This window comes from Kitasatospora cinereorecta (assembly GCF_024172095.1).
Taxonomy (GTDB): Bacteria; Actinomycetota; Actinomycetes; order Streptomycetales; family Streptomycetaceae; genus Kitasatospora; species Kitasatospora cinereorecta.
The window spans coordinates 329,081-354,564 of sequence record NZ_JAMZDX010000008.1; the positions used below are offsets into that span (position 1 = coordinate 329,081).

A 25,484-nucleotide genomic window follows, 5' to 3' on the forward strand; every position below is an offset into this window, starting at 1 on the left:
CCCATGAGAATACGAGCACCCCACCTGTTCGTGCTCCCCTTCGCCCTGCTGTTCGCCCTGGTCTACGTGGCGCCGGTCGGGTACGCCATCCACCAGAGCCTGTTCGTCTCCGAGGTGTCCGGCCTCGGCCTCGGACCCGGGGATCGAACCACCAAGTTCGTGGGCCTGTCCAACTACTGGCAGGCTCTCACCGACCCTGCTCTGCTGCGCGGTGTCGGCCGGACGCTGCTGTTCGGCGTGGTCCAGGTGCCGGTGATGCTGGGGCTGGCGCTCGTGCTCGCGCTGTTGCTCGACTCCGGCGTCGCGTGGCTCGGCGGGTTCTTCCGGTTGGCGTTCTTCCTGCCGTACGGCATCCCGGGCGTGATTGCGGCGATCCTGTGGGGTTTCCTGTACCTGCCCGAGCTGAGCCCCTTCGGGCATCACGATTTTCTGAGCAGCAGCACCGTGCTGTGGTCGATGGCCAATGTCACCACATGGCAGTGGACCGGCTACAACATGCTCATTCTGTTCGCCGCGCTGCAGGCGGTGCCGCGGGAGCTGTACGAGGCGGCCCGCATGGACGGTGCAGGTGAGCTGCGCACGGTGGTGAGCGTCAAACTTCCCATGATCATGCCGGCGCTCGTCATGACCGGGATCTTCTCGATCATCGGGACCTTGCAGTTGTTCAGTGAGCCGAAGGTGTTCCGAAACCTCACCGGCGCCGTGAGCAGCGACTACACCCCCAACCTCATAACCTTCACCGAAGCGTTCGACAACAACAACCCGCATATGGCCTCCGCCATCGCCGTGCTGCTGGCACTCGTGACCTGCGTGCTGTCGTTCGGCCTGCTCAAGCTGAGCTGGCGCGGAGCCGCGGAGGAGCAGCGATGAGACACGGACCGGCCGCGCGCATTCTGGTCACGGCAGCACTGGCCGTCGCCGCGATCTACTTCCTGGTCCCCGCCTACTGGCTGCTGGTCGCCGCCACCAAGGGACCGGGTGAGCTGGCCTCCACCCCGCCGCTCGGCCTCGGGAAGAGCTTCGATCTCGTCGGCAACATCCGCAAGCTCTTCAGCTACCACGACGGGCTGTTCCTCCGGTGGATCGCGAACACCATGCTGTATGCGGGCGTCGGCGCCCTGATCGCCACCCTGCTCGCGACTGCGACGGGCTACGCGCTGGCGAAGTTCCGGTTCAGAGGGCGGGAAGCACTGTTCACCGTAGTCCTGGCCGGGGTGCTGGTTCCGACCACGGCCCTGGCACTGCCCAGTTACCTGCTGCTGAGCAAGGTCGGCCTGACCAACACCTATCCCGGGGTGCTGCTCCTGAGCGTGGTCAGCCCCTTCGGGGTCTTCCTGTCGCGCATCTATGCCGCGGCATCGGTCCCCGACGAGATTCTCGAAGCCGCCAGGATCGACGGCGCCGGCGAATTCCGCACCTTCTTCCGCATCTCCTTGCCGTTGCTGGCACCCGCGATGGTCACGGTATTCCTGTTCCAGCTCGTGGCCATCTGGAACAACTTCCTGCTGCCCTTGGTGGTGCTGTCGGACCAACGGCTCTATCCGGTGACACTCGGCCTCTACACCCTGTCCACGAACGCCCGCTATCCCGACCTCCAGTCGCTGACGATCGTCGGCTCGCTCGTGGCAACCCTGCCCCTGGTGGTCGCCTTCCTGTCCCTCCAGCGATTCTGGCGCTCCGGCCTTGCCGCGGGCTCCGTCAAGTAGGCACTCACTCACAGATCCGGGAGAAAGCCATGATTGACCCTGCAAGAGACTTCACGCGCAGACGAGTCCTCTCCGTCCTTGCGGGCGGGATCGCGGCGGGCGTTGCCTGGCCGACAGCTGTTGCGGCGGCGAGGTGCGCGCAGGAGGCAACTGCCCCTGCGAAGTCCACCACCGATGCGTCCGAGTGGGCGGCGCTGTCCGCCGTGCTGGACAGCCACCAGGTCGCCTATGACGCTCCGTCAACGATCAGCAACACCACAAGCTTTTCGCCGGACGGCCCGCTCATGGGGAACGGCACTGTGCTGGCCTTCATGGGCGGCGACCGCCGGACGCAGCGGATCCACATCTCCCGCACGGACATGTGGGAGGACATGAGCGCTTCCAACCGCGACGTCCACTTCACCGGCTTCGGTGGCTTCTCGATCAGCAGCGCGACCACGACGGACGGTGTCTTCGGCTACCGTCAGGATCTGCCGACGGCGCAGCTGACAGCCGTGTCGGAGGCCGGTTTCAGGACCAGGACCTGGCTGTCGGCCGTGGAGAACCTCATCGTGTCGGAGATCTCCAACAGCACGGCGAGGGAGCTGGGCGTCGATGTCCTGATCTGGACCATGCCGCCGTCGAGCAGCGTCAACACGATCACGACGACGTCCACCGGACACGACGCGGCGCACGGCATCGCGTATGCGACGAAGGAAGCCCGGTCGGACAAGTACGACTGGTCCGTCAACGCCGCGGTCGCGGTGCGCGTCCTGAAGAAGACCACCACGTACACGACCGTCGACGCCAGCACGTCGAAGCTGAGCTTCAAGCTGGCGGCCGGCGAGACCGTCACGCTGGTGGCCGCGGTCGAGGGCGGCAAGGACTCGCCGACGTACGTGCAGGATGCCACGGCCACGGTGCTCGCCAGAAGCAATGCCTCAGTGCTGGCATCGGCCGAAGGTACTCACCGTGCCTGGTGGCAGAGGTACTGGATGAAGTCGCACATCCAGCTGGCCGGCCAGTCCCGGACGTTGGAGCGACTGTACTACGGGCAGCTGTACCAACTCGGTTGCGCGCTCGCCGCGCAGAGCGAGCACAACGCCGGCCTGGCCACTGCGCTCTTCCCCTGGACCGCGCACGCGAACCCGGCGTGGCAGGGCGACTACACCATGAACACCGATGTGCAGCGGCCCATGCACGTGTCGGTCGGGGCCAACCGGACCGACCACATCGCGAACTACAGCCGTGTGATGGAGGACTTCTGGGAGGTGGGGCGGAGCCTGGCGTCCGATCCGGCAGTGCTCAACGACCTCGTCCGCGGTACCGGGCACCCGACCTTCACGACAGGCATTCGCGGGGTGCTGTTCCCGACCCACATCGGCCCGTGGGGCTCGCGGACCGAGTACTTCCGGGGGCCGAACGACTTCTGGCACTCGCCCTCGAACGGGGCTTCCGCCGTCGTGCCGCTCGTCAAGTACTGGCGGTACACCCGGGACGCGACGTATCTGTCGGCAACGCTCTACCCGATGCTCAAGGATCTCGCACAGTTCTGGGAGGACTTCCTCGTCTGGGACGCGGGTCGGAGCAGGTACGTGGTCTACGGGGCCACCTTCGAGACCGCGAGCCAGCACCACAACCCCATCCTCGACCTGATGGCCTGCCACTTCGTGCTCACCAGCGCCATCGAGGCGGGCGCGGCCCTGCGTGTCGACGCACCCGACCGCGCCCGGTGGCAGCAGATCCTGAAGCAGCTCAGCCCGTATCCGACCGGCAAGATCGGCTCCGGTCCGGGCACCGGTGTGACGACGTTCGTCGAGGCCGACGGCGTGGCTCCCAAGTCGTACAACAATCCAGAGGTCATCCACGGCACGTACTTCTTCAACGCGATCGGCATGTCCGACCTGTCCGACGCGGAACGCGTGCGCTCGTTCATCACGTACCTGCAGACCTGGAACAGCGACAAGGCGATGCGGGCCGCTGTCGCCGCCACGACGGTCGGGGCGGACATCACGAAGTTGGTCGACAGCATCTCCGCCAACATCATCAATCCGGCCCCGGGCGACTGGGTGGGGATGCGTAACAACCACACGTACGGAGACATCGGGGCCAGCATCTACCTGGGCTTCGTGCACAACTCCCTGCTGCAGAGCGACGAGGGCTTCGTGCATGTCTTCCCGAACTGGTACAAGGACCAGCAGGCGTCCTTCACCCGGTTGCGCGCGAACGGTGCGTTCCTGGTCGACGCGGCCCAGGACCAGTCCGGCACGGTGACCTCGCTCAGCATCCTCAGCGAGCAGGGACTGCGGCTGGCGGTGTTCAACCCGTGGCAGGGAGTCGTACCGCGGGTCTACGAGAACGGCGTTCAGATCTCTGCGACGAAGTCGACCAACTCGCTCGGCGAGGTCTACACGTTCCCGACCCGTGCCGGGGCGACCTACGCCCTGAAGCGGTAGACCAGCACACGTCACTGAGATCGTCCGGGACGCGGCCCGACCGCGTCCCGGACCAGGCGTCCCGGTGTCGCCTCCCCTACATATTGGAGCAGTAAAGATGAGCATCACCACGGCAGGGCTGGCACCCGCCGCATTCGAACCTCTGGTGGACGACGTGCGGCTGGCTGTGGTCGCCGCGCCGGGCGCCAGTGCCCGCTGGACCTTCGACGACGGTGTGCTGGAGGTTCGATCCGCCGCTGATCTGGAGATCCGGCTCGCGGTGCCCATCGGTGACGCCGTGGGCTTCTGGCACCCGGTCTGCGGCTGGCGTCGCACTCTGGTCGCCGACTGGGACGGCTTCGCACACCCCTCGCTCGTGCGTGGTGCGGCGGCAGGCTGCCTGTACGACAGCAGCGGCGCGTCCATGCTGGCGTTCCTCGCGGAGGACTCCGTTCCCGAGGTCCGCATGCGCTATGGGGTCTCGGAGGAGACCAACACCTTCATCGTGCACATCGGGGTCCCGGCGGGAGCCGTCCCCTATCGACTGCTCCTCGCCGAGCGGGGCGGGTCGGTGGCGTCGTCGATGCGGGCGCTCCGCGAGCGGCTGACCTCGCGCACGGGTGCCCTGTCACCGGTGCCCGAGGGGGCCCGCGTCCCGGTCTACAACACGTGGTACGCCTTCAGTCAGGACGTCACCGCCCAGGAGGTGGAGGCGGAGGCCGAACTGGCGGCCGAGCTCGGTTTCGGCACGATCATCGTGGACGACGGATGGCAGCGGCTGGCCACCGGCCGCGGCTACGCCGGCGTGGGCGACTGGGTGCCCGATGCCGTGAAGTTCCCCGACCTGCGGGCTCACGTTGCCAAGGTCCGGGCGCTCGGGCTGAAGTACCTGCTGTGGGTGGCTCCGATGCTGATCGGTACGGAGTCCGAGTGCTTCGCGGAGCTGGAGCAGTACGCCCCGGCGGAGCAGGGGCCGCCCGGCTCGCGGGTGCTGGACCCGCGCCGGCCCGAGGTCAGGGCACACGTTGTCCAGCTGTGCAAGCGGTTGGTCACGGACTACCACCTGGACGGCCTGAAGATCGACTTCGTTGACGAGGTGATGTTCTACTCCGGTCGTGATGATGCCGGCATCGACGTGACGGACGTGGGCGCGGCGATGCAGGTCCTGCTCACCGAACTGTGGGCCGCCCTGGGGCCGGAGGCGCTGATCGAGCTGCGCCAGCCCTACATCGGCCCCGGGGTGGCGGAGTTCGGCAACATGCTGCGGGCCTACGACTGCGCGGGCGACGCCGTCGCGAACCGGATCCGCACCATCGACGTCGGCATGCTGGCCGTCCGCGGCGCTGTCCACTCCGACATGGCGATGTGGGACGAAGCCGGCGACGTTCGCAGCGCTGTGCGTCAGCTCGTCGGCGGGTTCCACAGCGTGCCGCAGGTGTCCGTCAAGCTGAGCTCGCTGAGCCCGGTGCAATCGCAGGCGGTCCGTTTCTGGCTCGGGCAGTGGCGGCGGCTCCGCCCGCTGCTGCTCGACGGGGACGTCGAGCCGAGTCGGCCGGACGAGCTCTACCCCGTCGTCGTCGCGTCGAGCGGCGAGGAGTGTGCCATCACGGTCACCGCCGACCGGGTCGTACCGCTGGACACCGATCGCCACCGGCACATCACGGTGATCAACAGCACCGCTTGCGGCCGGGTGGTGCTGGAGGTGTCCGGGCCCGGAGGTGTCTTCGAGACGGTGGTCCACGACGCGGCCGGATCCGTTATCGACCGCTCGCAGTCCCGCCTGGAGCCGGGACTGCTCGCGCTAGAGCTGCCGGCCTCCGGGCTGGTAGTTCTTGAACGGGTTGCCTGACGGCTGAAGCCCAGTACGCAGCGGCGCGGCGGGCCTCGGCCAGCGTACGTCTCCTCGGTGTCCCGGTGTGGAACGACTTCTCAACCTGCTCATCATCCTCGGTAGGGCCGGACTCCCGTACCACCAGGAGCCCGGCCCCGCCGCATGTCCTCAGCCGCCCACGCTCTCCAGGACCGGCTCGGCGCCCGGCAGCGGCGTGCGGGTCCTCGCCCACCACACCACCATCACGCATCCGGCGATGCCCACCGCGGCGGTGGCGAGGCCGCCGGCGGTGAACCCGGCCCTCGGGTGGGCCGCGGCCAGGGCCGGGAGTCCCACCATGGCCAGGGTGCCCATGGTTCGGATGACCGTCTGGTCGAGTGTCAGCAGCCGGCGCCGGGCGGCCGGAGGGAACTGCGCGAGGTGCGTGGACAGCGCCACCGCCAGGAACGGCGACACCGCCCCGTACGCGGCCGACACCGCCACCAGCTCGGCGACCGTGCTGACGGATCCGGTCACCGCCATCAGCACCCCGGAGACGGCCCACGCGACGCAGTAGAACGCCGGCAGGGACCGCGGCAGCCGGACATTCCCGGCCACCGCGTTCCCGACGATCGACCCGGCCCCGGTGGCGGCCAGCATCACGCCGTACATGCCGACCCCGCCGCCGAGCCGCACCGCCACCAGCGCCGGCATCACGATCGACACCGCCCCCGCGAAGATCGCGATCCCGTGGACAGCCAGCACCACCCCGGTCTCCGGGTGCGTGCGCACCAGGGCCCGGGCCCGCGGCACCCGGCCCGGGGCGGCCGGGGCACTGGCCGGAGCGGCCTCCGGGCGGCGCGCAGTCCCGGCCCCCAGCGCGGCCAGTGCGGCGGCGGACAGTGCGAACGTGCCCGCGTCCAACCAGAACAGCCCGTCCACCGGCAGCACGGCGAGCAGCCCACCGGCCGAGGCGGGACCGGCGACCCGCGCGATCCGAGCGGTCAGGTCCATCAGCCCGTTCACGGCCTGCACCTCATCCGGCCGCACCAGGTCCGGCACCAGGGCGCCGAGGTTCGGATCGAACAGCGCCCCGCCGACCCCCAGCAGGCCGGCCGACACCAGCAGCCCCGGCGTCCCGAACGCCTCCCACGTCCACGGCAGCCCGGCGACCAGCACCATCCGGACCACGTCCACCCCGGCGAGCGCGCGCAGCGTCGTGAACCGCTCCGTCACCCGCCCGCCGACCGTCCCGAGCACGATGTACGGCACCGACTCCGCGACGGCCACCAGGCCCATCGCCGCGCCCCCGGATCTCTGCCAGGCGAGCCACATCACCGCCAGCGCGTACAGCCGGTCACCGAACACCGACGCCGTCTGCGCGCCCCACAGGAGAACAACCGGGCCCCGCCGCAGCAACCGCACGTATCGCAAGATCTTTCGCCCTCCGGAAAGCACGAAGTCCCGGCAGCAGGCTCACCACCGGGAACTCCCTTAACCCTAGGGCAAGTTGAAGATCACCTGTCGCAGACTCCCCGATCGCCACAGGCATCCGGCCCGGCCCGGTCTGGACCGTCGCCGAACATTGCCCGTCCCCGTGTTTGACCTCCCGTTGCCCAATCGACCGGCCGCTCGTTGGACCCGCTGAGCGCCCCGACCAGGGCGTGCGGCTGCGCCTGTTCCACACCGCCCGGCACGAACAACCCCCACGGGCCGGGCGTCGCACGGTGAAGCCCGCGGGCGGCCGGGCCCGTACACAGCCCGGCCGCCCCGCATCACGAGCGATTCGAGGACGACCATGGCAGGGTCAAAGCCCCGCAAGAACAGCAAGGCCGACAAGGCGAGGGCCAGCAGAGAGAGCCGGCGGCGTGCCGCGGGGCAGCGGCCGACCGAATGGTTCGGCAGCGCCGTGCACGCTGTGGCGGGGCTGATGCACCTCGACGTCCGCGCCGCCGGGAACGGGCTGCTGCTCACCGCGTCCCCAGCCGATGTAGGCGATCACGCACAGGCGTGGCAGCTGCGCTTGCGCAACAACGACGGAGGCCGGAGTCTGCGGGAGCTGGCCGCAGCCTTCCGCGACGGCAGCGAGTACCAGTGGGGAATCGGCGACCAGTGGTTCGCGTTCTTCCCCGCCCCCCAGCAGCCCGGCATCGGTTCGCTCGTCAACGCCCGGCCCGGCCCGGAGCCCGAGGGCCCCGCCGAGATCCTGTGCCGCTCCGACCGGCCGCTGGAGCTGTGGGCCGAGGCGGGCACCGCGATGGACGACATCATCGCGGGCCTGGACACCGCGCTGCCGCCCGAGCAGTGGGTCTTCGAGGATGCCTCGGCCTGCCCGGGTTGCCAGCGGCCCGTGTACGACAGCACCGAGTCCACCGGCATGTTCATCGGCGCCGGGATGCCGATCGGCGGACTGTGCCGGTTCTGCTTGAGCGGGGAGACGCTGCACACCGTCCGGGAGGCGGGCCTGGTACTCCCCGGGCAGCAGCGCGCCGTGCTGGAGGCGATGGCGGGCTCATAGTGGGACGTGATGGGCCCGCTCCGGCCCCGGCGCCGCTAGGTGGTGCCGGGGCCGTGGTGTGTCCGCAGGCAATAGCAGTCCCCGGAAATGCTCCCGCACCGTAGTGCTACGCCCCAGGTCATACACGTTCCTGCGTGCGGCTGCCCAGTGGACTCTTCGCGCCTTCGAAGGGGTGATCCATCAGCCCCGCCGAGGGAGCGCGTCATGACGTTCGTTCAGTCCATTCTGCAGTTCATCGTCGAGGCCGTCGTCGATCCGTCCGGAACGCAGGCCGACCACCTCGCCCACGCGGTCTACAACATCGGCCACCTCGTCTCGGGCACCGCGAACGCGGTCGGTGCCGTCCGCAAGCTGCGCGCCCACTCGGCGGTGGAGCAGCCGGCGACCCGGTGCTGCTGCGGGCCGTGCCCGCTCCACCCGGAGGCCGGCGCCGAGTAGGCCGGGGAGCGGTCCGGCCCGGCCACCGTGGTGGTGACCGGGCCGGACCGTGCGGGCCGTGCTCAGGCGTGGCGCAGGGCGAACGCGACGCCCGCGCTCAGCGAGGCGAGCTGCGCCGGGTTGAGGCCGAGCACGCGCGCCTGGCTCTTGGCGACGTTGCCGAGCAGGTAGGTCCCGACCAGGGCCGCGCCGAGGACGACGGCCGCGTTCTGCTGTCGGGGACTCACCTTCTTCACCTCGCTCCGGTGTTGGTAACCGGCCACGGTCTCACCCGGCGCTGACAAGCCAGGACGGAACCGCCCTCCGCACATGCTTGTACGACTTACTAAAAAGGCGTAGACGGTGTCGGTGGGGAGGCGTAGGGTTTTCCTAGCGTTTCAAGTTAGATGAATGGGCGTGGAGGTTGTGGGTGTGTTCGTGACGACCGGTCAGGCCGGGACGGCCCTGGGGTGCTCGATCCCGACGGTGAAGAAGCTGATGGCCACCGGCGTGGTCCCCAGCGTGCGCGAGCAGGGCCGTCAGGTGTTCCCGCTGGCCGCGCTCCAGCAGCTGCAGGCCCGCCCGGCTGCCGACCTGACCGTGCTCGGCACGGCCGAGGTCGCGGTGCTGCGCTCGGACGCCCCCGCGAAGGTGGACGAGCCGGACCGCGACTGGATCGGCTTCGGCACCGCACTGGACCAGGCGCAACTGCTGGCCGCGCTGTCCGGCTGGTGGCGCTGCGACCCGGCCCGCGTCGCGGCCGGCGGGGTGCTGCCGGTGACGGTGGCCGGGTTCGTCGTCGCGGTGCTGACCGGCCTCACCGGGTGGGAGTCCGACGGCACCGCTGGCACCACGGGCCGGTACCGCTTCCCGAAGGCGCGGCTGGCCGGCTACCTGACCGACCTCACCGCCCCCGCGAACGCCGCCGAGCCGGCCGACCCCGAGGACGCGCGCCTGGCGGGCCTGCTGCTCGGCACCCGCCTGCCGTCGGTCTCCGGCGGCCCAATCGCCTACGTCACCGCCAACCCGACCACCGACACCGCCGACGAGGGGGAGCAAGCCTGATGGACCGGAAGTCGTACACCGCCGAGCTCGCCGGTCTGCGCGAGCTGCGCACCGAGATCACGGCCGCCGAGAAGACCGTCGCCACCGCGCAGAAGGAGCTGGACAAGCTCACCGCCCAGCGTGCGCGCCGCGTGGCCGGCCTCGCGGGGTACGAGGGCGCCCAGGCCGCAGCGGTCGCGAAGGCCTCGGGCTTGTCGGTCGGCGACGTCGTGCGGATCGCACCGCTGCTGGACCCGACCCCGGCCGCCGTCCGCGCCGCCAAGACCGACGACCAGACCGCCGCCGCTGCGCCCGCCCCGGCGCCCGTGGCCGAGCCGGTCGCCGAGCCCGCCGTCGCGGTCGCCCCTGTGTTGACCCGCCCGGCCCCGGTCGTCGAGCAGTCGGCCCCGGCCGCCCCGGAGACCGAAGCCCCGACCGAGGTCGAGGACCAGGCCGTCGCCGAGCAGCCCGCCCCCGCCGCTGCGCAGGTTGTCCCGGCCGCCTCGGTCGCTCCGGTCGCTGCCACGCCGCGCCCGGTGGTCGAGGCCGGTCCGCGTGAGCTGCCCACCCTTCCGGAGGGCCCGGCCGGTGCGCGGTTCGAGGCGGTGACGACCGGGCTGGTGTCCAAGCGCCCGAACTTCGTCCAGCAGGCCCGCGCCACGGTGTTCCTGGACGTGGCGGCCGGGACGCTCGCGGTCCGCGACCAGACGGTGCGGCTCGAGCTGGGCGCCCGCACGCCGGGCGAGATCCTGGACGCCGTCCTGGCGACCGCGCCGGGCACCGAGCGGATCTACATCACTGCCGGTGCCCCGTGGCACGACGGCGCCGAGCGCTACAGCACGCTCAAGGACGCGGTCGCCGCCTGGCTCAACACCCCGTCCGAGCGGTGGACCACCGCCGTCGGCTCCGGCCGGGACAAGCTCGCCGGGCACTTCGTCCACCAGCGCCAGCCCGTCGGCCGCTACGCCCCCGCAGCCGCACCCGACAGTGGCAGCACCGAGATCCGCTCCATGGGGGAGTGGTTCGACCCGGACGGCGCGGACGTGGTCACCTGCCGTCAGGCGTTCACGCTGCTGTGGCAGGCGCTGCGCCGTCACTGGGACGATGCGGTGCTGATGGGTTCGCCGTCGCAGACGGGCCGGGACCTGTGGTCGCGCACCGTCCCGACCAGCGGCAAGTGGGCCGGGGGCTTCCCAGTCCTCAGCGAGGAGCTGCGCGGTCTGCTGCATGCGACGGGCGGTCAGGGCCGGACCGAGCTGATCCTGCCGCCGCGGGTGCCGGAGCAGCTTCCGGCGCTGGTGGAGTACGACCGGACGTTCGCCTATGCGAAGCACCTGTGGAAGTCGCCGGTCGGCACGCCGCGCCGGATCACCGCGGCCGCGTTCGCTGCGATGACCGAGGCGGAGCAGGTGAAGGCGCTGATGTCCTGCTCGCACTGGAACGTGCGGGTGACCGTCCCGCAGGGCTGGAACCACGTCGGGCTGCTCCCGGCCCCGGTGACCGGGGATCGTGCCTGGGTCTACCCGTCTGAGCCGGGCGCCACGTTCACCACGTGGGCGGGCGGCGCGGAGGTGCACCTCGCCCTGTCGAACCACTTGATGCCGTGGAAGGTCGAGATCCTCGGCGGCCTGCTGTTCGAGGACGGCAAGCCCCTGGACGAGTGGGGCAAGCGCCTCAAGGCCGCGTGGGCGGACCTGACCAACCTCTCCCGCATCCACGCCGACGAGCGGCAGCGGCAGGCGGCCTACCTCGCCTCCCGCGCGGTCCGGTCGGTGCTGCTGTTCGGCCTGGGCGGTTTCGCGCAGCGCCCGCGCCTGGTGTCCGGCACGACGCCGGTGGGTGAGGCGCTCCCGGCCGGGGTAGAGATCCTCGGCCAGGACGGCGAGGTGGTGACGTGGCAGCGGCAGGCCGGGTTCTCCCGCGACCCGTACGCGCACCCGGAGTGGGCGGCGTACGTGTGGTCGGGGGCGCGGGCGGCGCTGCTGGACATGAAGTACCGGCAGGGCAAGGAGGTCATCGGCTACGCCGGTGCCCTCCACGCGCGGCCCGGGACGGTCGTGTACTTCGGCACGGACGGCATCGCGCTGACCGAGCGCCAGCCATGGCCCTACCGGGGCGAGCCGGGCGACTACCTGCTCAAGGGCCACCTGACCGGCCCCGTCGAGCACCCGAGGAGCCAGGAGGAGTACCTGAAGCTGCGCGGCCTGGGCCGCGCCGAACTCGCCGAGAAGGGGACTGACCAGTGAGCCCGGCCGACCCGCAGAACCCGAACGAGGCCGCCCGCCTGACCCAGGAGCTCATCGACCAGGGCTACACCAAGCGCCAGGTCGCCAAGATGCTGAACCGGGACGCCTCCCTGGTGTCCCAGTTCTTCACCAAGGGCAAGGGCGCAAGCATGGTCAACGCGCTGCGCCAGCTGGTCCGCGCGGTCCGGGGCGGCGAACGCGACGAGGAGGCCCTGGCCGGGATCGCCGAGGCGAACACCACCCGCCGCCGGACCAAGACCGGGCAGAAGGCCCGGGTCCGGGGCAAGGACACCGTCGGTGAGGCCGGCGGGTCGATGGCCGGCCGCGCCGGGAAGCAGGCCATCCGCTCCGGCGCCTCCCACCTCGCCCCGGTCGTGCACGAGACCGGCCAGGCCGGCGGCCGCCTCGCCTTCACCGTCCGGATGAAGGCCGACCAGTACGTCTACTCGGCCGGGTCGGAGAAGGACTCCGGCGGCATCCGCCGCGGCTTCATCCCCCGCGCGGACGGCACCGAGGAGCGCACCTACGGCTCCGCCAGCACCGGCGGGTTCGACGCCGCCGAATGGAGCGATCGGGTCGCCGACCACCACGGCGACGTGACCGAGGCCATGAAGGAGTGGCTGGTGGAGACCGGCCGCGCGGTCGAGGACGCCGACATCGCCTACCTCGAAGTCCGCGGCTGGATCCCCGAGGAGCAGTAGACCCCGGGCGGCCTCTCCCCATCCATGACCTGGCCCCGGGGAGAGGCCGCCCGCCCCGACCCTCCCACAGCCCCGCCCGCCCCGCCGAGCCGTCCCAGCATCCGAAGGAGAAGCACCGCCGTGGAGACCACCACCGCCACCGCCGCGCAGGACGTGCCGGCCGGGCTGCGCGGCCATGCCGTACCGCCGCTCCCGGCGCAGCCGTCCGGCACCACCGTGGCGAACCCGATGCCGCTGCACTGGTTCCAGAAGGACGCCGTGGCGGCCGCGGTGCGCGAGGTGAAGGACGGCGGCCGCGCGACGGTCGTCGCGGCCACCGGCTCCGGCAAGACCCTGATCGCCGCCGGGTGCGCCCGCCGCCTTGCGGCGCGGGGGCGGGTGCTGGTGCTGGTGCCGACGATCGAGCTGCTGGAGCAGACCGCCGAAGCCTGGTCCCTGAAGGGCGGGCGCCGCGGGTTGGCGGTTGCGGCGTGTTCGCGGGAGGAGGCGTTGGAGAGCGCGGAGGCCGGCGGCCGGATCGACGCCGCCGTGACCACGCAGGCCCCGCGGATCGCTGACCTGGTCGCCGAGGAGAAGGCGGGCGAGCCGGTCACCGTGTACGCCACCTACGCCTCCCTGGAGCGCATCGTGGCCGCCCACCGCGACTTCGGCCTGCCCGCCTGGGACCTCGTGATCATCGACGAGGCCCACCGCACCGCCGGCGCCCAAGGGAAGGCGTGGGCCGCCGTCCACGACGACACCAAGGTCCCCGCCGTGCGCCGGCTGTACTTCACCGCCACCCCGCGGATCGCCGACGACCGGCGCGCGAGGGACGGCTTGGCCGACCTCGCCGACGCCGACAGCGAGGCCGCGGAGAGGCTGCCCGCGCTCTGTTCCATGACGGACACCCGGATCTACGGCAAAACGGTGTTCACCTGGACCCTCGGACAGGGCATCGAGCACGGCTACCTCGCCGACTACCGCGTCCTGGTCCCCGTCGTCACCGACGAGGACCTGCGCGACCTCCTCAACCTGCCCGCCGTCGCCGACCTGCGCTCCCAGCGCTCGAACGAGGACCTGCTGCGTCTGGCCCTGCAGATCGCGGTGCTCCGCGCGGTCGCCGACCTGGAACTGCGCCGGGTCATCACCTTCCACTCCCGGGTCACCGCCGCGCGGGAGTTCGCCGCGACCATGAACGCCACCGCCGAGCTGCTCCCGGACTCCGACCGGCCCGAGCGCCTGACCGCGCTCGCGGTCGCCGGCAGCGACAGACTCAAGGACCGCCGCGCGGCGTTCGCCACCTTCAAGGCCTCCACCGGCGAGGACGGCGAGCAGTGCTGCATCATCTGCAACTCGCGCCTGCTGAACGAAGGCATCGACGTGGCCGCCGTGGACGCCATCTGCTTCGCCGACCCCAAATCTTCGGTCATCGACATCGTCCAGGCCGTCGGCCGCGCGCTGCGCCAGTCCTACCGCCAGGGCAAGGTCTCCTGGGTCATCATCCCCGTCTACCTCCCCACCCCCGAGGTCGGCGACGACACCCGCACCGCCGACCCCGCCGAGATCCACGACGCCGGCGAGGCCGTGAAGGCCGAAGCCGACGCCGAGATCGAGGCCTCCAGCTTCCGCACGATCTGGCGGGTCCTGCGCGCCCTCGCCGCCCACGACGCCCGCGTCGTCGGCCGGATCACCGAGCTGCGTACCGGCCGCTCCCAGGCCACCCAGCACACCACCACGACCGAGGCTTCCGAGGAGGGCGCCGAGCCGACCGGCGTGGGCGAGCAGGCGCCTGCCGTCGTGGAGTCGCCGATCGAGTGGCTGCGGATCAACGCCCGCGCCCACGCGGCGCAGATTCTGCAGACGGTGAAGCTGCGGGCGTTCAACCCGCGGGCCACCGAGTGGCAGCGGATGCACGCCGTCGCCGCCAGGTTCCACATCGAGCACGGCCACCTCGACCCCACCGACAAGGCGAACCACGCCGAGCTGATCTCCTGGCTCGCCCGCCAGCGCCACCTGAACGGCCAGGACCTCCTCGACCCGGCCCGCGTCTCCGAGCTGAACACGCTCGGCATGATCTGGTCCAAGAATGCCAACGCGTGGGAGCGCGGGGCCGCCTACGCCGCCGCGTTCCACCGCCAGCACGGCCACCTGGCGGTCCCGGCGACCGTGAAGCAGGACAACTACGCGGTGGGGGCGTGGATGCGCCGCCAGCGCAAGGCCGAGAACCTCACCACCGACCAGGTGGCCAAGCTCGACGGCCTGGACGAGCTGTGGCGTCTGGAGCCGGACTGGAACCGCTCCTACCGCCGCCTGCTCGCCTACCTCGCCGCCGGCGGAACCCTGGACGGCCCCGCCAACCGCGTCGGCCTCGGCGACGACCCGACCTTCCGGCCCGGCACCTGGCTGCGCAAGCAGGACAAGGCCCGCACCGACGGGAAGCTGACCGACCACCAGACCGCGCTCCTGGACGCCCTCCACCGGCACGCCGAGACCGTCGCCGGCTGACCCTGTCTCGCGCCGTGTCCCGGCGGTGGGTCTGGCCAATCAGAGCTCGGTGGGAGGGCCGCCGTCACCCCTTCCACCAGCGAGGCGGGGCAGCGGCGGCCGGCGGGTGCGGCCTACTCGTGGAACTCGAAGCGCCAGGCCTGGCCGTGGTTCTCCGGCTCCAGTGGACGCAGCGCCGTCATCGGGGGGAAGATCCGGAGCAGGCTGAGGTCCACCGTCAGTTCGACGCCGTCGACCGGGCCGCCGGGGACGACCACATGGAACGTGGACGGCTCGGCGGACTGCCGGAGCTGCCACTCGGTGGCCTGTGAGGAGCCGCGGAGCATCTTGTTGATCTCGGGAACGCCGTCGTAGCTGAGGTACGTTCCGTGCCGCAGGTTCTTGATGGTGACGTTGCCGTTGGAGAGGCCCTCGACGTGCCACTCCTGCTCACCGGGCTGACCGGTCGGCGGCAGGACGACCGCAGGGGCCTTCTCGTCCTGGAGCGTCAGGGACTGCTCGCCGCGCTTGGCGATTGCGTAGGGGCCGTTGGGGATCGGTGCCATGGCAGGTGTCTCCTCGGGAGGGGAAGTCATCGGTGCGGTGCTCCAATCGGAGCGGACACACACGATCCTTGCTGTGAGAGCGCGCTACGCCCGATGGACTCGCCCGGCGGTCGCTCGATCAGGTGACATGGATCTGGGATGGGCGGGAGACATTCGGCCAAGACATCGCCGCCCGTGCCGTGCCGACGAGGGTGGAGCGGGTGGATGCGCTGCCTGGATCGCGCAGGTCACCGCCCGCCGCTACGCGAAGCCGCCCGAGCCTCGCCGACGGCTGCAAGCCCTGCTCTCACGCTGTTACAGCGGCGCCGAGCGGTGCCGACGCCCGCGTCGTCCCGGCCGGCCACGGTGCGCACCGTGGCCGGTGTCCGTTCCTGGAGACCGCCCGGGCCACCGGACCTGTCTCCCTGTCACCGGCCCGGGGACAGCCCCGCACCCGGGGGCCGTCAGGCCTCCCGCCCCCCGCCCCGCCCGGCGCTGCGCCGTATCCCCGCTCCGCACCACCCCCGGGGGCGGTGACAGTTCTTGCACCTCCGCCCACCCCGCACAGCCCGGCCCCGCGCTCTCTGGAATCCGACCGGCCCGGGGCGCCGACGGCGCACCGCCCCCGCTACCGGGCCGCCAGGCCCCGCCCCCACCGCGGCCGCCAGGCCGCCCTCCTTACGCCGAGCCCCGCACCGACCCGCCCGGTGGCGCCGCAGGTCGACGCTGTCGAACCGGCTGAGCCGTCCCGGCTGGGGGCGGATCGCGTTCCGGCGCGGAAAGGCGAACTCCAACAGCAGCACCAACGCGCCGCGGGCCGACGTCCTGGGCGCGCTCGGTGTCCTCAAGATCGCAACCGCCGACCAGCTCCAGCGCCTGCTGCGCCCCGGCGCGGCGTCGAACAAGGCGATCCGGCAGGCGCTCGGCGACCTCGCGCTGCACGGCCTGGTCGCCTTGGGCGGCAACACCAAGGACCGGCACAAGACCTGGCGGCTGGAGGGCGCCGCCGGGCTGGACGCGGCCGCCTCTGTGCTCGGTCTGCCCCGCTCGGAGATGGCTCAACCGCCCGGGGCGCGGGCCGCTCGGGTGCCCGGCATGCGATGGCGGTCAACGAGACGGTCGCCGCGTTCGTCCTCGGCGGTAGCGCGCCCGGGGCCGCGGGCGGGGTCGGCACGGTGCGGTCCTGGTCGACCGAGACCGAGTTCCTGCTGCCGGGCGGCCGACGCAAGGTGCGCCCGGACGGCGTGTGGCAGGTCACGGAGATCGGGGTGCCGGTGCTGATGGTGGAGGTCGACCGCTCCACCATGGCCCCGGCCGACGTCGCGGCGAAGTTCCCCCGGTACCGCGAGCTGTTCCGGGTGAAGGTCCGCGACAACGACCCGGCCCGCTCCGGCCTGGGGCCGGCGGACCGGATGGTGCACTGGTGCTGTCGTACCTGGCCCGCGCACTCGCGCGCCGGGTATTCGCCGGTCGGCCTGGTGGTCACCGGCGCCGGACCGGTCGCGCTGGCCAGCTGGCAGGAGGCGGTTGCGGACCTGTCGGCCGGGTGTTGGCGCGGTTCCTGGTGGACCGTCCGGCTGCACGACAACGACGGGGACGGCTGGCGCGAGTACGACGACGCCGTGCCGGTCATCGTGACCACGCTGGAGCTGCTGGCCGAGCATGGGCCGATCGGGCCGGTGTAGTGGCGCTACGGCCGCCCCGGCCGGCACTGTCTGCTCGACGCGCTCGACAACCCGAACAACCGCGCCGTCTACGACCAGCGCCAGAAGGAGAGGGAGAACTGTGCGACATCCCTTGGGTTCACCTCGGCTTCCGTTTCTCGTTGCCGCAGCTCAGCCCAGCCAGGCGGGACAACGGACTCGGACCGATCATGAAAGTCCTTCAGGATTTCCGAAGAACCATCATGATCCATGTGGGGCGAGTCAGCCCAGGGCGACGAAATGCCTGATCAGACCCCGCGTCGAGGATCTGAGAGTCACGGCGAACTCGCGGGCTATCTCGCAGTCAGTGGCGGATGGTGGCGACGGTGAGCCCGAGGCCGATCAGCGCGATGCCGCCCGCGCCGCCGATCATCGACAGGCGCCGGTCGGAGCCGGCGAACCAGGTTCGGGCCGCCGAGGCGCCCAGGCCCCAGACGGTGTCGCAGACCAGGCCGATCCCGGCCGGGATCAGGCCAAGGACCATCATCTGCAGCGGGATGTTCCCCGCGTCGTGGTTCACGAACTGCGGCAGGACCGCGGCGAAGAAGACCAGGCCCTTGGGGTTCGTGGCGCCCACCAGCAGGCCGTCCAGGACGGTGCGCAGATCACCGCGCCGTTCGCCCTCCCCGGTCGTCAGGTCGGCGCGCAGCTGGCCACGGTGGCGGTACGCCTGGACGCCAAGGTAGACGAGGTAGACGGCGCCGGCCAGCTTCACGGCGGTGAACACGGTGGTCGAGCTCTGGACAAGGGCGCCGACGCCGAGGGCGACGGCGAGGACGAGGGCGTAGCAGCCCAGGACGTTGCCCAGGACGGTGGCGAGCGCGGTGCGGCGGCCGTGGGCGAGGGCGCGGCCGACGACGAACAGGACGCTCGGGCCGGGAATCGCGATCACAACGAGGGACATCGCGGCGAACGCCAGAAGGCTTTCGGTACTCACCATGGGTCGGGACTTCCTGATCTGTGCCGCGCAGCCGGTGAAGGGCTGCGCGTGGTGCGAGCTGTGACGAGGGGCGGGCCCGGCGCGCAGGCGGGATGGCTACCGGGAGAGGGCGGCCACCTGGGCGCGGGAGAGGCGGGCCAGGACGGCGGAGTCGATCTGGAGGGTGCGGTCGGCCGATCCCGCACCGCAGTAGACGGGCCGGTCCGGTTCGGCGACCGCGGCATCGATCAGGCACGGCACCCCGGGCCGGTGGCTGACCGGCGGCACGCCCCCGGGCACCAGGCCCTCCGCGGCGAGCAGGCTGGCGTCCGCCGTGCGCAGCCGGGAACGGCTGGTGCCCAGGAGGACCGCCAGACGGGCGAAGTCCACCCGATCCTCCGCCCGCAGCGCCACGAGCAACAGCGGGACGTCCGGAGTGGTGAAGGCGAGCGTCTTCACCGCCTGCGACCAGGGGAAAGGCAGGGCCTGGCGCTCGGCGGCACTGTGCGCGGCGGCATGCTGGCGGACGGTGTACGGGCAGCCATCCGCGTCCAGCACGGCTTGCCACGGCGCTTCGGGCGTACTCATGGAGGGACACCTGCAGCCTTCGGCTCGAAACGGAGGGGAGTCGACCTGCGGCCGGACGGGGCGCGGTCTGCTCCTGAGCCTGATCGACGCAGCGGGTTCCGATCAACTGATTGTGAAATCCTGCAATCGTGATCACTTTGCGCTTCGCCGAGACGGCCGAGGAGGACATCGCCTTCTCCGTCTCACCCCTACTCGAAGCCGTCCACTCCTGGCACGTCCTCACCGACCCCGGCCACCACTCTCTGCACGTCCCCTGGGTCCGGCGGTGCCGCCGCCTGCCCGCCGCCCTGCGCCGGCGCATGCGCGAGCACGACTTCGTGGTGGCCGACTACATCCCCGCCCTCTTCGAAAGCCGCACCGGTGATCACGACGCCGACTTCGCGGACCAGCTCGCGGCCGTACGGGGCCTGCCGCCCGCTCTGCTGGCCGCCGAACTCGCCAGAACGCTCGTCGACACCACCCGCCACACCGGAGACGACCTCGTCGACGACCGCGCCACCCGCGACGCGGTACTCAGCGAGTACCGGGACAGCGACCCCGGCCGGGCGGCACGGCTGGAGGGCATCCTCACCGACCCCCTCCCCGTCCTCGACGACGCGCTCACCGTGCTGGAGGACTACTGGGACGCCGGCTTCGCCCAGGAGTGGGAGCGCATCGAGCCCTCCTTGTACGAGTCGATCGCCCGCTCAGGCGCCCGCATCGCCCACCAGGGCCTGTTCCCGATGCTCCGCACCCTCGCTCCTCAGATCCGCGTGGACCCCGGCCGGCGGACCCTGCGGCTCGACAGTCCGCACGACCACGACATCTCCGTCACCCGTGAACACCCCGTGACGTTCACTGCCAGCCACTACGTCTGGCCCCACGTCCGCGTCACCTGCGACGACCCCTGGCCCATGCGGATCACCTACCCCGCTCTGCCCCTCGCGCCCGCCTCGACCGCCCGCCCCACCAGTCAGGAAGACACCCTCACCGTGCTCCGGGCCCTGGCCGCCGCCCCACGCCTGCAGATCGTCACCCACCTCGCCGCCCAGAGCCGCACCACGCAGGAACTCGCCACCCTCCTCGGCCTATCCCCCTCCGTGACCTCCCGCCACCTCCATCAGCTCACCCAGGCAGGACTCACCACCACCCAGCGCGAGGGCTACTACGTTCTCTACGCCCTCGCCCCCGCCCGCCTCGACCAGATTGCCACCGCCCTCATCGCCCTCGCCCCCAGGCCCGAGGCCTGAGCGAACGCTGTTGCAAGCCCCCGCAGGCATCGCCAGAAGTAAGACCTGTGTCGGCAAACGATCGTTTGAGGACAGGCGGACGGCGCGTCCAATGAACCCGTGCAATCCGGGGGTTCGCGGCGGCTCGAATCCAATCAGATCCGATGGCGATTGCTGACAGGGTTTGACGACAGATAGGCCGCTCCGGCGGTCAAGATCGGATGGCAAACGGTCAAGATCACCTGTCGGAGGTCACCGCCGGCCTTCGTCAGGTCTGCCGGAAGTGGATCAGCGGCGGGTGCTCCACGGCGTCCGGGTCGGCCCGCGGATCGTAGGCGGCGAGATGGGCCGTCCGCACCCGCTCGGCGATCCGCAGCCACTCCCGGTGGTCCGCCTCGCAGGTGAGCACCGACCAGTCGACGTTCGGGTCCTCCAGCGCCAGGCCCCGAACATGGTGGAGCTGCGCCAGCGCCTTCTCCGCCGCCCGATCGATCTCGGCCGGTGTCATCCCGTCCGCGTCCCGGCACACCAGCGCGCGGTGGAAGTGGTCCGTGTCCGGGGGAGTTCCAGCTGCTCGTCGACCGGGCGCAACCAGCGGGCCGGGATGGTGTGGGTGACCGTGCCAGGGAAGGTGAGGGCCTGCCCGTCCGCGTCGGTGACGATGCCGGTGATCTCGTACTCCTGGCCCGCGGCGAGATCGAGGGCCGCGGCCTGGTCGGTGGTCAGGCGCAGCGCGACGCGGCCGGCCGGGACGTCCCGGCTGACCACCACCGTGTCGGGCTCCTCGCCGAAACCGGTCACCGTCACCGTGATGCGCCGCCCGCGGACCAGGTGCAGCTGCATCTTCGACCGCCACTGATCGATGCCGGCGTCCGAACACGGCGCCGGGAGCTGCTGGGGGATGCTCGCGATGTAGGTCTCGCCGACCACGACGTCCCCGGTGCGCATCGCTGTCTCCTCGCCCGTGCCTGTCTCCATCGTGCCCGGGCCCAGGCCGCGCACCGCACCCGCAATGCCGGTGAGTTCCGCCCCCGCACCCGGTGGGTTTCGTCCCGCCAAGCTTTCCACCGCAGGTCACCAGGCCGGTCCGGCGGTGCGGCGCACACCGTACGCCGCACCCTGCGCAACGACCTGGCGGCCGGCTGCGCACGGCCGCGCAGTCTGCGGGCAAGGCAGGTGAGTTTGCTGCGCAGGCCCCGGTGAGTTTCGCCCCGCCCAACTCTCCACCGCAGGTCAGACCCGGTGCGATCCGGGATCGCACCTCACCACCCGACACTGCGCGCCGCTCGCACCGAGAGCTCCTCCCCCGGCCGCCGGACCGGCCTCCAGCCCGCTGCGCAGAAGGCCGACCGCTTTGGCCCCGCACCTGCGACACCGAAGTGCAGCACGGCGACACCGTGCTGCACTTCCGGGCGACACCTCGGTGCAGCCGCGGGACAACACCGCGCTGCACAGTGCAGCACCAGGTCCGCGGCTGCGGGACTCGTGCAGCGCCAGGGCGTGCTGCACCCGCTGCACCCTCGCCCCCGGTGCAGCACTGTCGGGGACAGCCGGACCGGGACCGTGCTGCAGGCCAGGCCCCGGAGGAGGGGCTGATCGACGCCGACGTCGCCCCGGTGCTCGGCTGAACGGGGCTGCCTCTTGCGAGGTGTCTTGTCGGACGCCTTGTCGGACGCCTATTCAGGTGTCTTGTGGGCACCTGATGATTTGCCACGGCTCGGTATCGCCGCAGGTCAGAGCCCATGTGGAGCGGGTCGGAAATGCCGACAACCCCTTCTCCTTGGTCTTGGTGGGTGTGGTCGGCTGGTCGGTTCGGGGTTCGCGCCTGCGGCGGGCTGTTGGTCTTTTCGCGTCCGGCGGAGCCGTCCGCGGCCTGCGGGGCCGGCCGGGGCTGTTGGCCTGCGGTGCGTCCGGCGGTGCCGGACGCGTCGTCCAGGGCCGCCGCCCGCCGCCGGCCCGGAGCGGACTCGTAGAACGCCCCGTGAGCAACCCGTCGTCCGCCCGACACGCCCTCGGCCCCGGCGCGGCCCGCGCCTTCGGCCCTAAGCGCCCCCAGAGCCGCCAGCAACCGCCCCGGGCGGGCCCGGCCGCCTCCCGGACCCACCGGCCCGCGCGGACGCCCCGCGGCCCGCCGAGCAGACCGTCGACGCCATCGCCGCGCTGCGCCACGTCCGCCATGCCCGCTCCTGGCCCGTGGCGCCGCGGGACAGAGACGGGGGCCCAGGAAACACCGTCCTGGACAGTGCTGCTTCGCCGGGAGTGTGGACGCGGGCTAGCGTGGTGGTGACAGGTGGTGACGGGGCAGGTGATCGTGTGCAGGGCGTGGCCGGTCGTACTTCGGCGTCACCGGGTGGGCCGTTGCGGTTCGTGGGCCGGGAGCGCGAGTTCGATCTGCTGCTGAGCGCGGTGCGGCATCCGCCCGCGGTGGTGCTGGTGGAGGGCGAGGCCGGGATCGGCAAGTCCCGGCTGATCGCCGAGGCCACCGCCGCGCTGGCCCGGGAGGGGCGACCGGTGCTGGCCGGCTTCTGCCACCCGTTGCGCGAACCGCTCCCGTACGGCCCGGTGGTGGACGCCCTGGGCAAGGCGGGGGCGTGGCTGCCCATCACTGGCCTGCCGCCCGCCACCGGCGCCCTGGCGCCGCTGCTGCCCGACCTCGCCGACCGGCTCCCGCCCCCACCACCACCCACCGACGACCCCCGGGCCGAGCGCCTGCGGGTGATCCAGGGCGTCCGCTCCCTGCTGGCCACGATCGGCGCGGCCGTACTGGTCGTCGAGGACCTGCACTGGGTCGACGAGGCCACCCGCGAACTGCTCCTGCTCCTCGCCCGCGACCTGCCGCCGCACCTGAGCCTCGTCCTCTCCCACCGAACCGACGCCACGGGGGCCCACACCCCGGTCCTGGGCTCCGCCTACCGGCGCCCACCGGGAATCAGCGGCGCGGTGATCCCCCTGTCGCGCCTGGGCGAGAGCGATCTGCACGACCTGGCCACCGACTCCCTCGGCTTCCACGCCACCCCAGCGCTCGCCGCCGCGCTCTTCGCCCGCAGCGAAGGTCTCCCGCTGGTGGCCGAGGAGGACCTGCTCACACTGGCCGAGCACGCGCGTACGGACGGCTTCGAGGGCATCGCCGGCAGGTTGCGGGACGCGGACGTGCCCCGCGGTTTGCGCGAGGCCTTGACCGAGCGGCTCGCCGGGCTCTCCCCGGAGGGTGCCGCGGTCACCGCGGCGGCGGCCGTCCTCGCCGTCCCGGCCACGCAGGAACTCCTGACCGCGATCGCCGGGCTGGAGGACGAGCAGGCGGAGCGCGGGCTCGTCGAGGCACTGGACGCCTCCATCCTGCGAGAGAACGACGGCGGCCGCTACGCCTTCCGGCACGTCCTCGCCCAGCAGGTCGCCTACGGCTACGTGCACGGGCCCCGGCGGATCCGCCTGCACCAGCGGGCCCTCGAGGAACTACGACAGCAGCCGACGCCGCCACTGGTGCAAATCGCCCACCACACGCGGGCCCTCGGCGACCGCGCGGCCTGGCTGAAGGCAGCCGAGCAGGCCGTCGACCACGCGACCGCAATCGGAGACACCGGCACCGCCGAGACCCTCATCGGCCAGATCCTCGACGAACCCGACCTCGACCCCGCGGTCCGCTCACGCACCGCCCTGGCCCTGGCCGGCCTCACGACCCGCGGAGTGGACGCGGCCGCCTGCGCGGGACGGCTGCGCCGCATCCTCGCCGACCCCCAGCTGTCGAGGGCCGCCCGCGGTGAGATCAGGCTCGGACTCGGTGTTGTCATGTTCAACGAGCTCGCTGACGCCGCGGGGGCCGAGGAGTTGGAGAAGGCGGTCGAGGAACTCGGCGAGGACCCGGTCCGCGCCGCGCGTGCGATGAGCACCCTCGCGCTCAACGAGATGAAGGGACAGAAGGCGGCCTGGGCGTGGCAGGAGCGGGCCGAACGCTCGGTCGAGAAGGAAACGGACGAGGTCGTGAAGGCACTGGTCCACGGCAACAGGCTGATGTTGCTGGTGCAGTCGGGTGACCCGTTCGACTGGTCGCTGATGGACACGCTGCCCCGCCGGTCGGACGATCCCGAACTCGTGCGCCAGACCGTCCGGGCACTGTTCAACGTCGCCGACAGCGCCTTCGAGATCGGACACGACCGGCGGGCGCTCTCCCTTCTGGAAGAGGCCCGCGACCTCGCCCGCCGGGTGGGATATCCCATGGCCGAGTGCTACAGCATCGTCACCCTCCTGCGCACGGAGCTGATGGCGGGCCTCTGGGACGCACTGGAGGAGCGCTTCGCCGACACCGTGGCCACCTACCCCGCCATGACACTGCCCCGGATCGAGCAGGCCCTCTGCCTCGGCCGGCTCGCGGCAGCCCAGGGCCGGCGCGCCCAGGCCCTGGAGCACTTCACCACGGCGGCCGAGGAAGGCCCGCGGCACAACGTCGGCACGGCGCTGCGAGCGGCGGCCGGACTGACCACCGCCCACCTGGCCCAAGGCGCCCCGAGCCTGGCCCGGGCGGTGGCCGGGAAGGCCATGGAGCTTCTCCGCCGGTCGGGAACCTGGCCGAGGGCGACCGGTCTGGTGCCGGCCGCGGTCGAGGCGGCGCTGGCCTGCGACGACCGCAGCGCCGCCGAGCAACTCGTCGAGGACGCCACCCGGGCGCTGGCCGGAAAGGACACCCCTGCCGCCACCGCCGAACTCCACCTCGCCCGCGGCCTGCTGGCCATGGACGCGGAGCCCTCCCGCGCCGCCGACCACTTCGCCGCCGCCCAGCACCTGTGGCAGGACATCGGCCGCCCGTACGAGACCGCGCTCGCGGCCGAACACCGCGCACGGGCCTGCGCCGAGTCCGACCCGGCCGAAGCCGCCCCACCACTCGCGCAGGCCGTGGCCGGCTTCACCGAGCTCGGGGCCACCGGCGACCTCGCGCGCGCCGACAACCTGTCCCGGCACCTCGGACTGACCCGACCCGAAACCGTCGGACGGCGCGGCTACGGCAACCGGCTCTCCCCCCGCGAGCGGCAGGTCGCCGAACTCCTCGCCCAGAACGCCACCAACCAGCAGATCGCCGAAGCCCTCTTCCTGTCCCCGCGGACGGTGGAACAACACGTCGCCAACGCCCTCCGCAAGCTCGGAACCACCCGGAAGAACATCGGAGCGAAACTCTCCGAGGACGAGGCGGCCGACTGACGGTGAGGGTGC

20 protein-coding genes are annotated in these 25,484 nt (G+C 71.8%); 13 read left to right on the forward strand and 7 right to left on the reverse strand.

Annotated features, from left to right (window positions below):
* Positions 1-3 precede the first annotated feature (3 nt).
* The 4 genes from FHR36_RS36765 (at position 4) to FHR36_RS36780 (ending at position 5,969) form a co-directional block, all read left to right on the forward strand.
* Positions 4-870 (forward strand): carbohydrate ABC transporter permease, encoded by an 867-nt coding sequence (locus FHR36_RS36765; protein WP_253804524.1) that lies wholly within the window; start codon positions 4-6, stop codon positions 868-870.
* Entirely contained in the window at positions 867-1,706 is an 840-nt protein-coding gene (locus tag FHR36_RS36770) for a carbohydrate ABC transporter permease (RefSeq protein WP_253804525.1), read from the forward strand. The genes FHR36_RS36765 and FHR36_RS36770 overlap by 4 nt, the downstream gene beginning before the upstream one ends.
* Before the next feature lie 29 nt (positions 1,707-1,735).
* Positions 1,736-4,141, forward strand: coding sequence for a glycosyl hydrolase family 95 catalytic domain-containing protein (locus FHR36_RS36775; protein WP_253804526.1), 2,406 nt, complete (start codon positions 1,736-1,738; stop codon positions 4,139-4,141).
* 64 nt (positions 4,142-4,205) lie between these two features.
* A complete protein-coding gene (locus tag FHR36_RS36780) occupies positions 4,206-5,969 on the forward strand; it encodes a glycoside hydrolase family 36 protein (RefSeq protein WP_253804527.1) in 1,764 nt (587 codons plus the stop codon).
* Positions 5,970-6,119: 150 nt separating this feature from the next.
* On the opposite strand, the gene FHR36_RS36785 is transcribed toward FHR36_RS36780, so the two are convergent.
* A complete protein-coding gene (locus FHR36_RS36785) occupies positions 6,120-7,355 on the reverse strand; it encodes an MFS transporter (protein ID WP_253804528.1) in 1,236 nt (411 codons plus the stop codon).
* Positions 7,356-7,839: 484 nt separating this feature from the next.
* On the opposite strand from FHR36_RS36785, the gene FHR36_RS36790 reads away from it, so the two are divergent.
* Both FHR36_RS36790 and FHR36_RS36795 read left to right on the forward strand, forming a co-directional pair.
* The gene (locus FHR36_RS36790; protein ID WP_253804529.1) at positions 7,840-8,448 is read left to right on the forward strand and encodes a hypothetical protein; all 609 of its coding nucleotides are present in this window, start codon (positions 7,840-7,842) and stop codon (positions 8,446-8,448) included.
* 204 nt (positions 8,449-8,652) lie between these two features.
* Positions 8,653-8,886, forward strand: coding sequence for a hypothetical protein (locus FHR36_RS36795; protein WP_253804530.1), 234 nt, complete (start codon positions 8,653-8,655; stop codon positions 8,884-8,886).
* A gap of 62 nt (positions 8,887-8,948) precedes the next feature.
* On the opposite strand, the gene FHR36_RS36800 is transcribed toward FHR36_RS36795, so the two are convergent.
* Complete coding sequence (locus tag FHR36_RS36800) at positions 8,949-9,113, reverse strand: hypothetical protein (protein WP_253804531.1); 165 nt, start codon at positions 9,111-9,113, stop codon at positions 8,949-8,951.
* Positions 9,114-9,303: 190 nt separating this feature from the next.
* On the opposite strand from FHR36_RS36800, the gene FHR36_RS36805 reads away from it, so the two are divergent.
* From FHR36_RS36805 to FHR36_RS36820, 4 genes are all read left to right on the forward strand, one after another.
* A complete protein-coding gene (locus FHR36_RS36805; RefSeq protein ID WP_253804532.1) occupies positions 9,304-9,930 on the forward strand; it encodes a MerR family transcriptional regulator in 627 nt (208 codons plus the stop codon).
* Positions 9,930-12,155: a hypothetical protein gene (locus tag FHR36_RS36810; RefSeq protein WP_253804533.1), complete on the forward strand. Its 2,226-nt coding sequence runs from the start codon at positions 9,930-9,932 to the stop codon at positions 12,153-12,155. Before FHR36_RS36805 ends, FHR36_RS36810 begins: the two co-directional genes overlap by 1 nt.
* Complete coding sequence (locus tag FHR36_RS36815) at positions 12,152-12,856, forward strand: helix-turn-helix domain containing protein (RefSeq protein ID WP_253804534.1); 705 nt, start codon at positions 12,152-12,154, stop codon at positions 12,854-12,856. Before FHR36_RS36810 ends, FHR36_RS36815 begins: the two co-directional genes overlap by 4 nt.
* A gap of 120 nt (positions 12,857-12,976) precedes the next feature.
* A complete protein-coding gene (locus tag FHR36_RS36820; protein WP_253804535.1) occupies positions 12,977-15,340 on the forward strand; it encodes a DEAD/DEAH box helicase in 2,364 nt (787 codons plus the stop codon).
* A 113-nt stretch (positions 15,341-15,453) separates the two neighbouring features.
* Here the strand turns inward: FHR36_RS36820 and FHR36_RS36825 are convergent, their stop codons facing one another.
* Positions 15,454-15,885, reverse strand: a complete 432-nt coding sequence (locus FHR36_RS36825; RefSeq protein ID WP_253804536.1) for a hypothetical protein — start codon at positions 15,883-15,885, stop codon at positions 15,454-15,456.
* A gap of 686 nt (positions 15,886-16,571) precedes the next feature.
* Between FHR36_RS36825 and FHR36_RS36830 the strand changes: the two genes are divergently transcribed.
* Positions 16,572-17,549 carry a replication-relaxation family protein gene (locus tag FHR36_RS36830; RefSeq protein WP_308199730.1) on the forward strand — a complete coding sequence of 326 codons (978 nt, stop codon included), beginning with the start codon at positions 16,572-16,574 and terminating at the stop codon, positions 17,547-17,549.
* A gap of 322 nt (positions 17,550-17,871) precedes the next feature.
* On the opposite strand, the gene FHR36_RS36835 is transcribed toward FHR36_RS36830, so the two are convergent.
* Both FHR36_RS36835 and FHR36_RS36840 read right to left on the reverse strand, forming a co-directional pair.
* Complete coding sequence (locus FHR36_RS36835) at positions 17,872-18,507, reverse strand: LysE family translocator (RefSeq protein WP_253804538.1); 636 nt, start codon at positions 18,505-18,507, stop codon at positions 17,872-17,874.
* Between the two features lie 96 nt (positions 18,508-18,603).
* Positions 18,604-19,074, reverse strand: coding sequence for an aminoacyl-tRNA deacylase (locus FHR36_RS36840; RefSeq protein ID WP_253804539.1), 471 nt, complete (start codon positions 19,072-19,074; stop codon positions 18,604-18,606).
* 128 nt (positions 19,075-19,202) lie between these two features.
* On the opposite strand from FHR36_RS36840, the gene FHR36_RS36845 reads away from it, so the two are divergent.
* On the forward strand, positions 19,203-20,303 hold the full coding sequence (locus FHR36_RS36845) for an ArsR/SmtB family transcription factor (protein ID WP_253804540.1): 1,101 nt from the start codon (positions 19,203-19,205) through the stop codon (positions 20,301-20,303).
* Between the two features lie 247 nt (positions 20,304-20,550).
* On the opposite strand, the gene FHR36_RS36850 is transcribed toward FHR36_RS36845, so the two are convergent.
* Both FHR36_RS36850 and FHR36_RS36855 read right to left on the reverse strand, forming a co-directional pair.
* Positions 20,551-20,790: a hypothetical protein gene (locus tag FHR36_RS36850; RefSeq protein WP_253804541.1), complete on the reverse strand. Its 240-nt coding sequence runs from the start codon at positions 20,788-20,790 to the stop codon at positions 20,551-20,553.
* A complete protein-coding gene (locus tag FHR36_RS36855; protein WP_253804542.1) occupies positions 20,787-21,230 on the reverse strand; it encodes a hypothetical protein in 444 nt (147 codons plus the stop codon). Before FHR36_RS36855 ends, FHR36_RS36850 begins: the two co-directional genes overlap by 4 nt.
* A 1,419-nt stretch (positions 21,231-22,649) precedes the next feature.
* Here FHR36_RS36855 and FHR36_RS36860 point away from each other — a divergent pair.
* Positions 22,650-25,472 carry an ATP-binding protein gene (locus FHR36_RS36860; RefSeq protein WP_253804616.1) on the forward strand — a complete coding sequence of 941 codons (2,823 nt, stop codon included), beginning with the start codon at positions 22,650-22,652 and terminating at the stop codon, positions 25,470-25,472.
* The last annotated feature ends 12 nt before the right edge of the window (positions 25,473-25,484 follow it).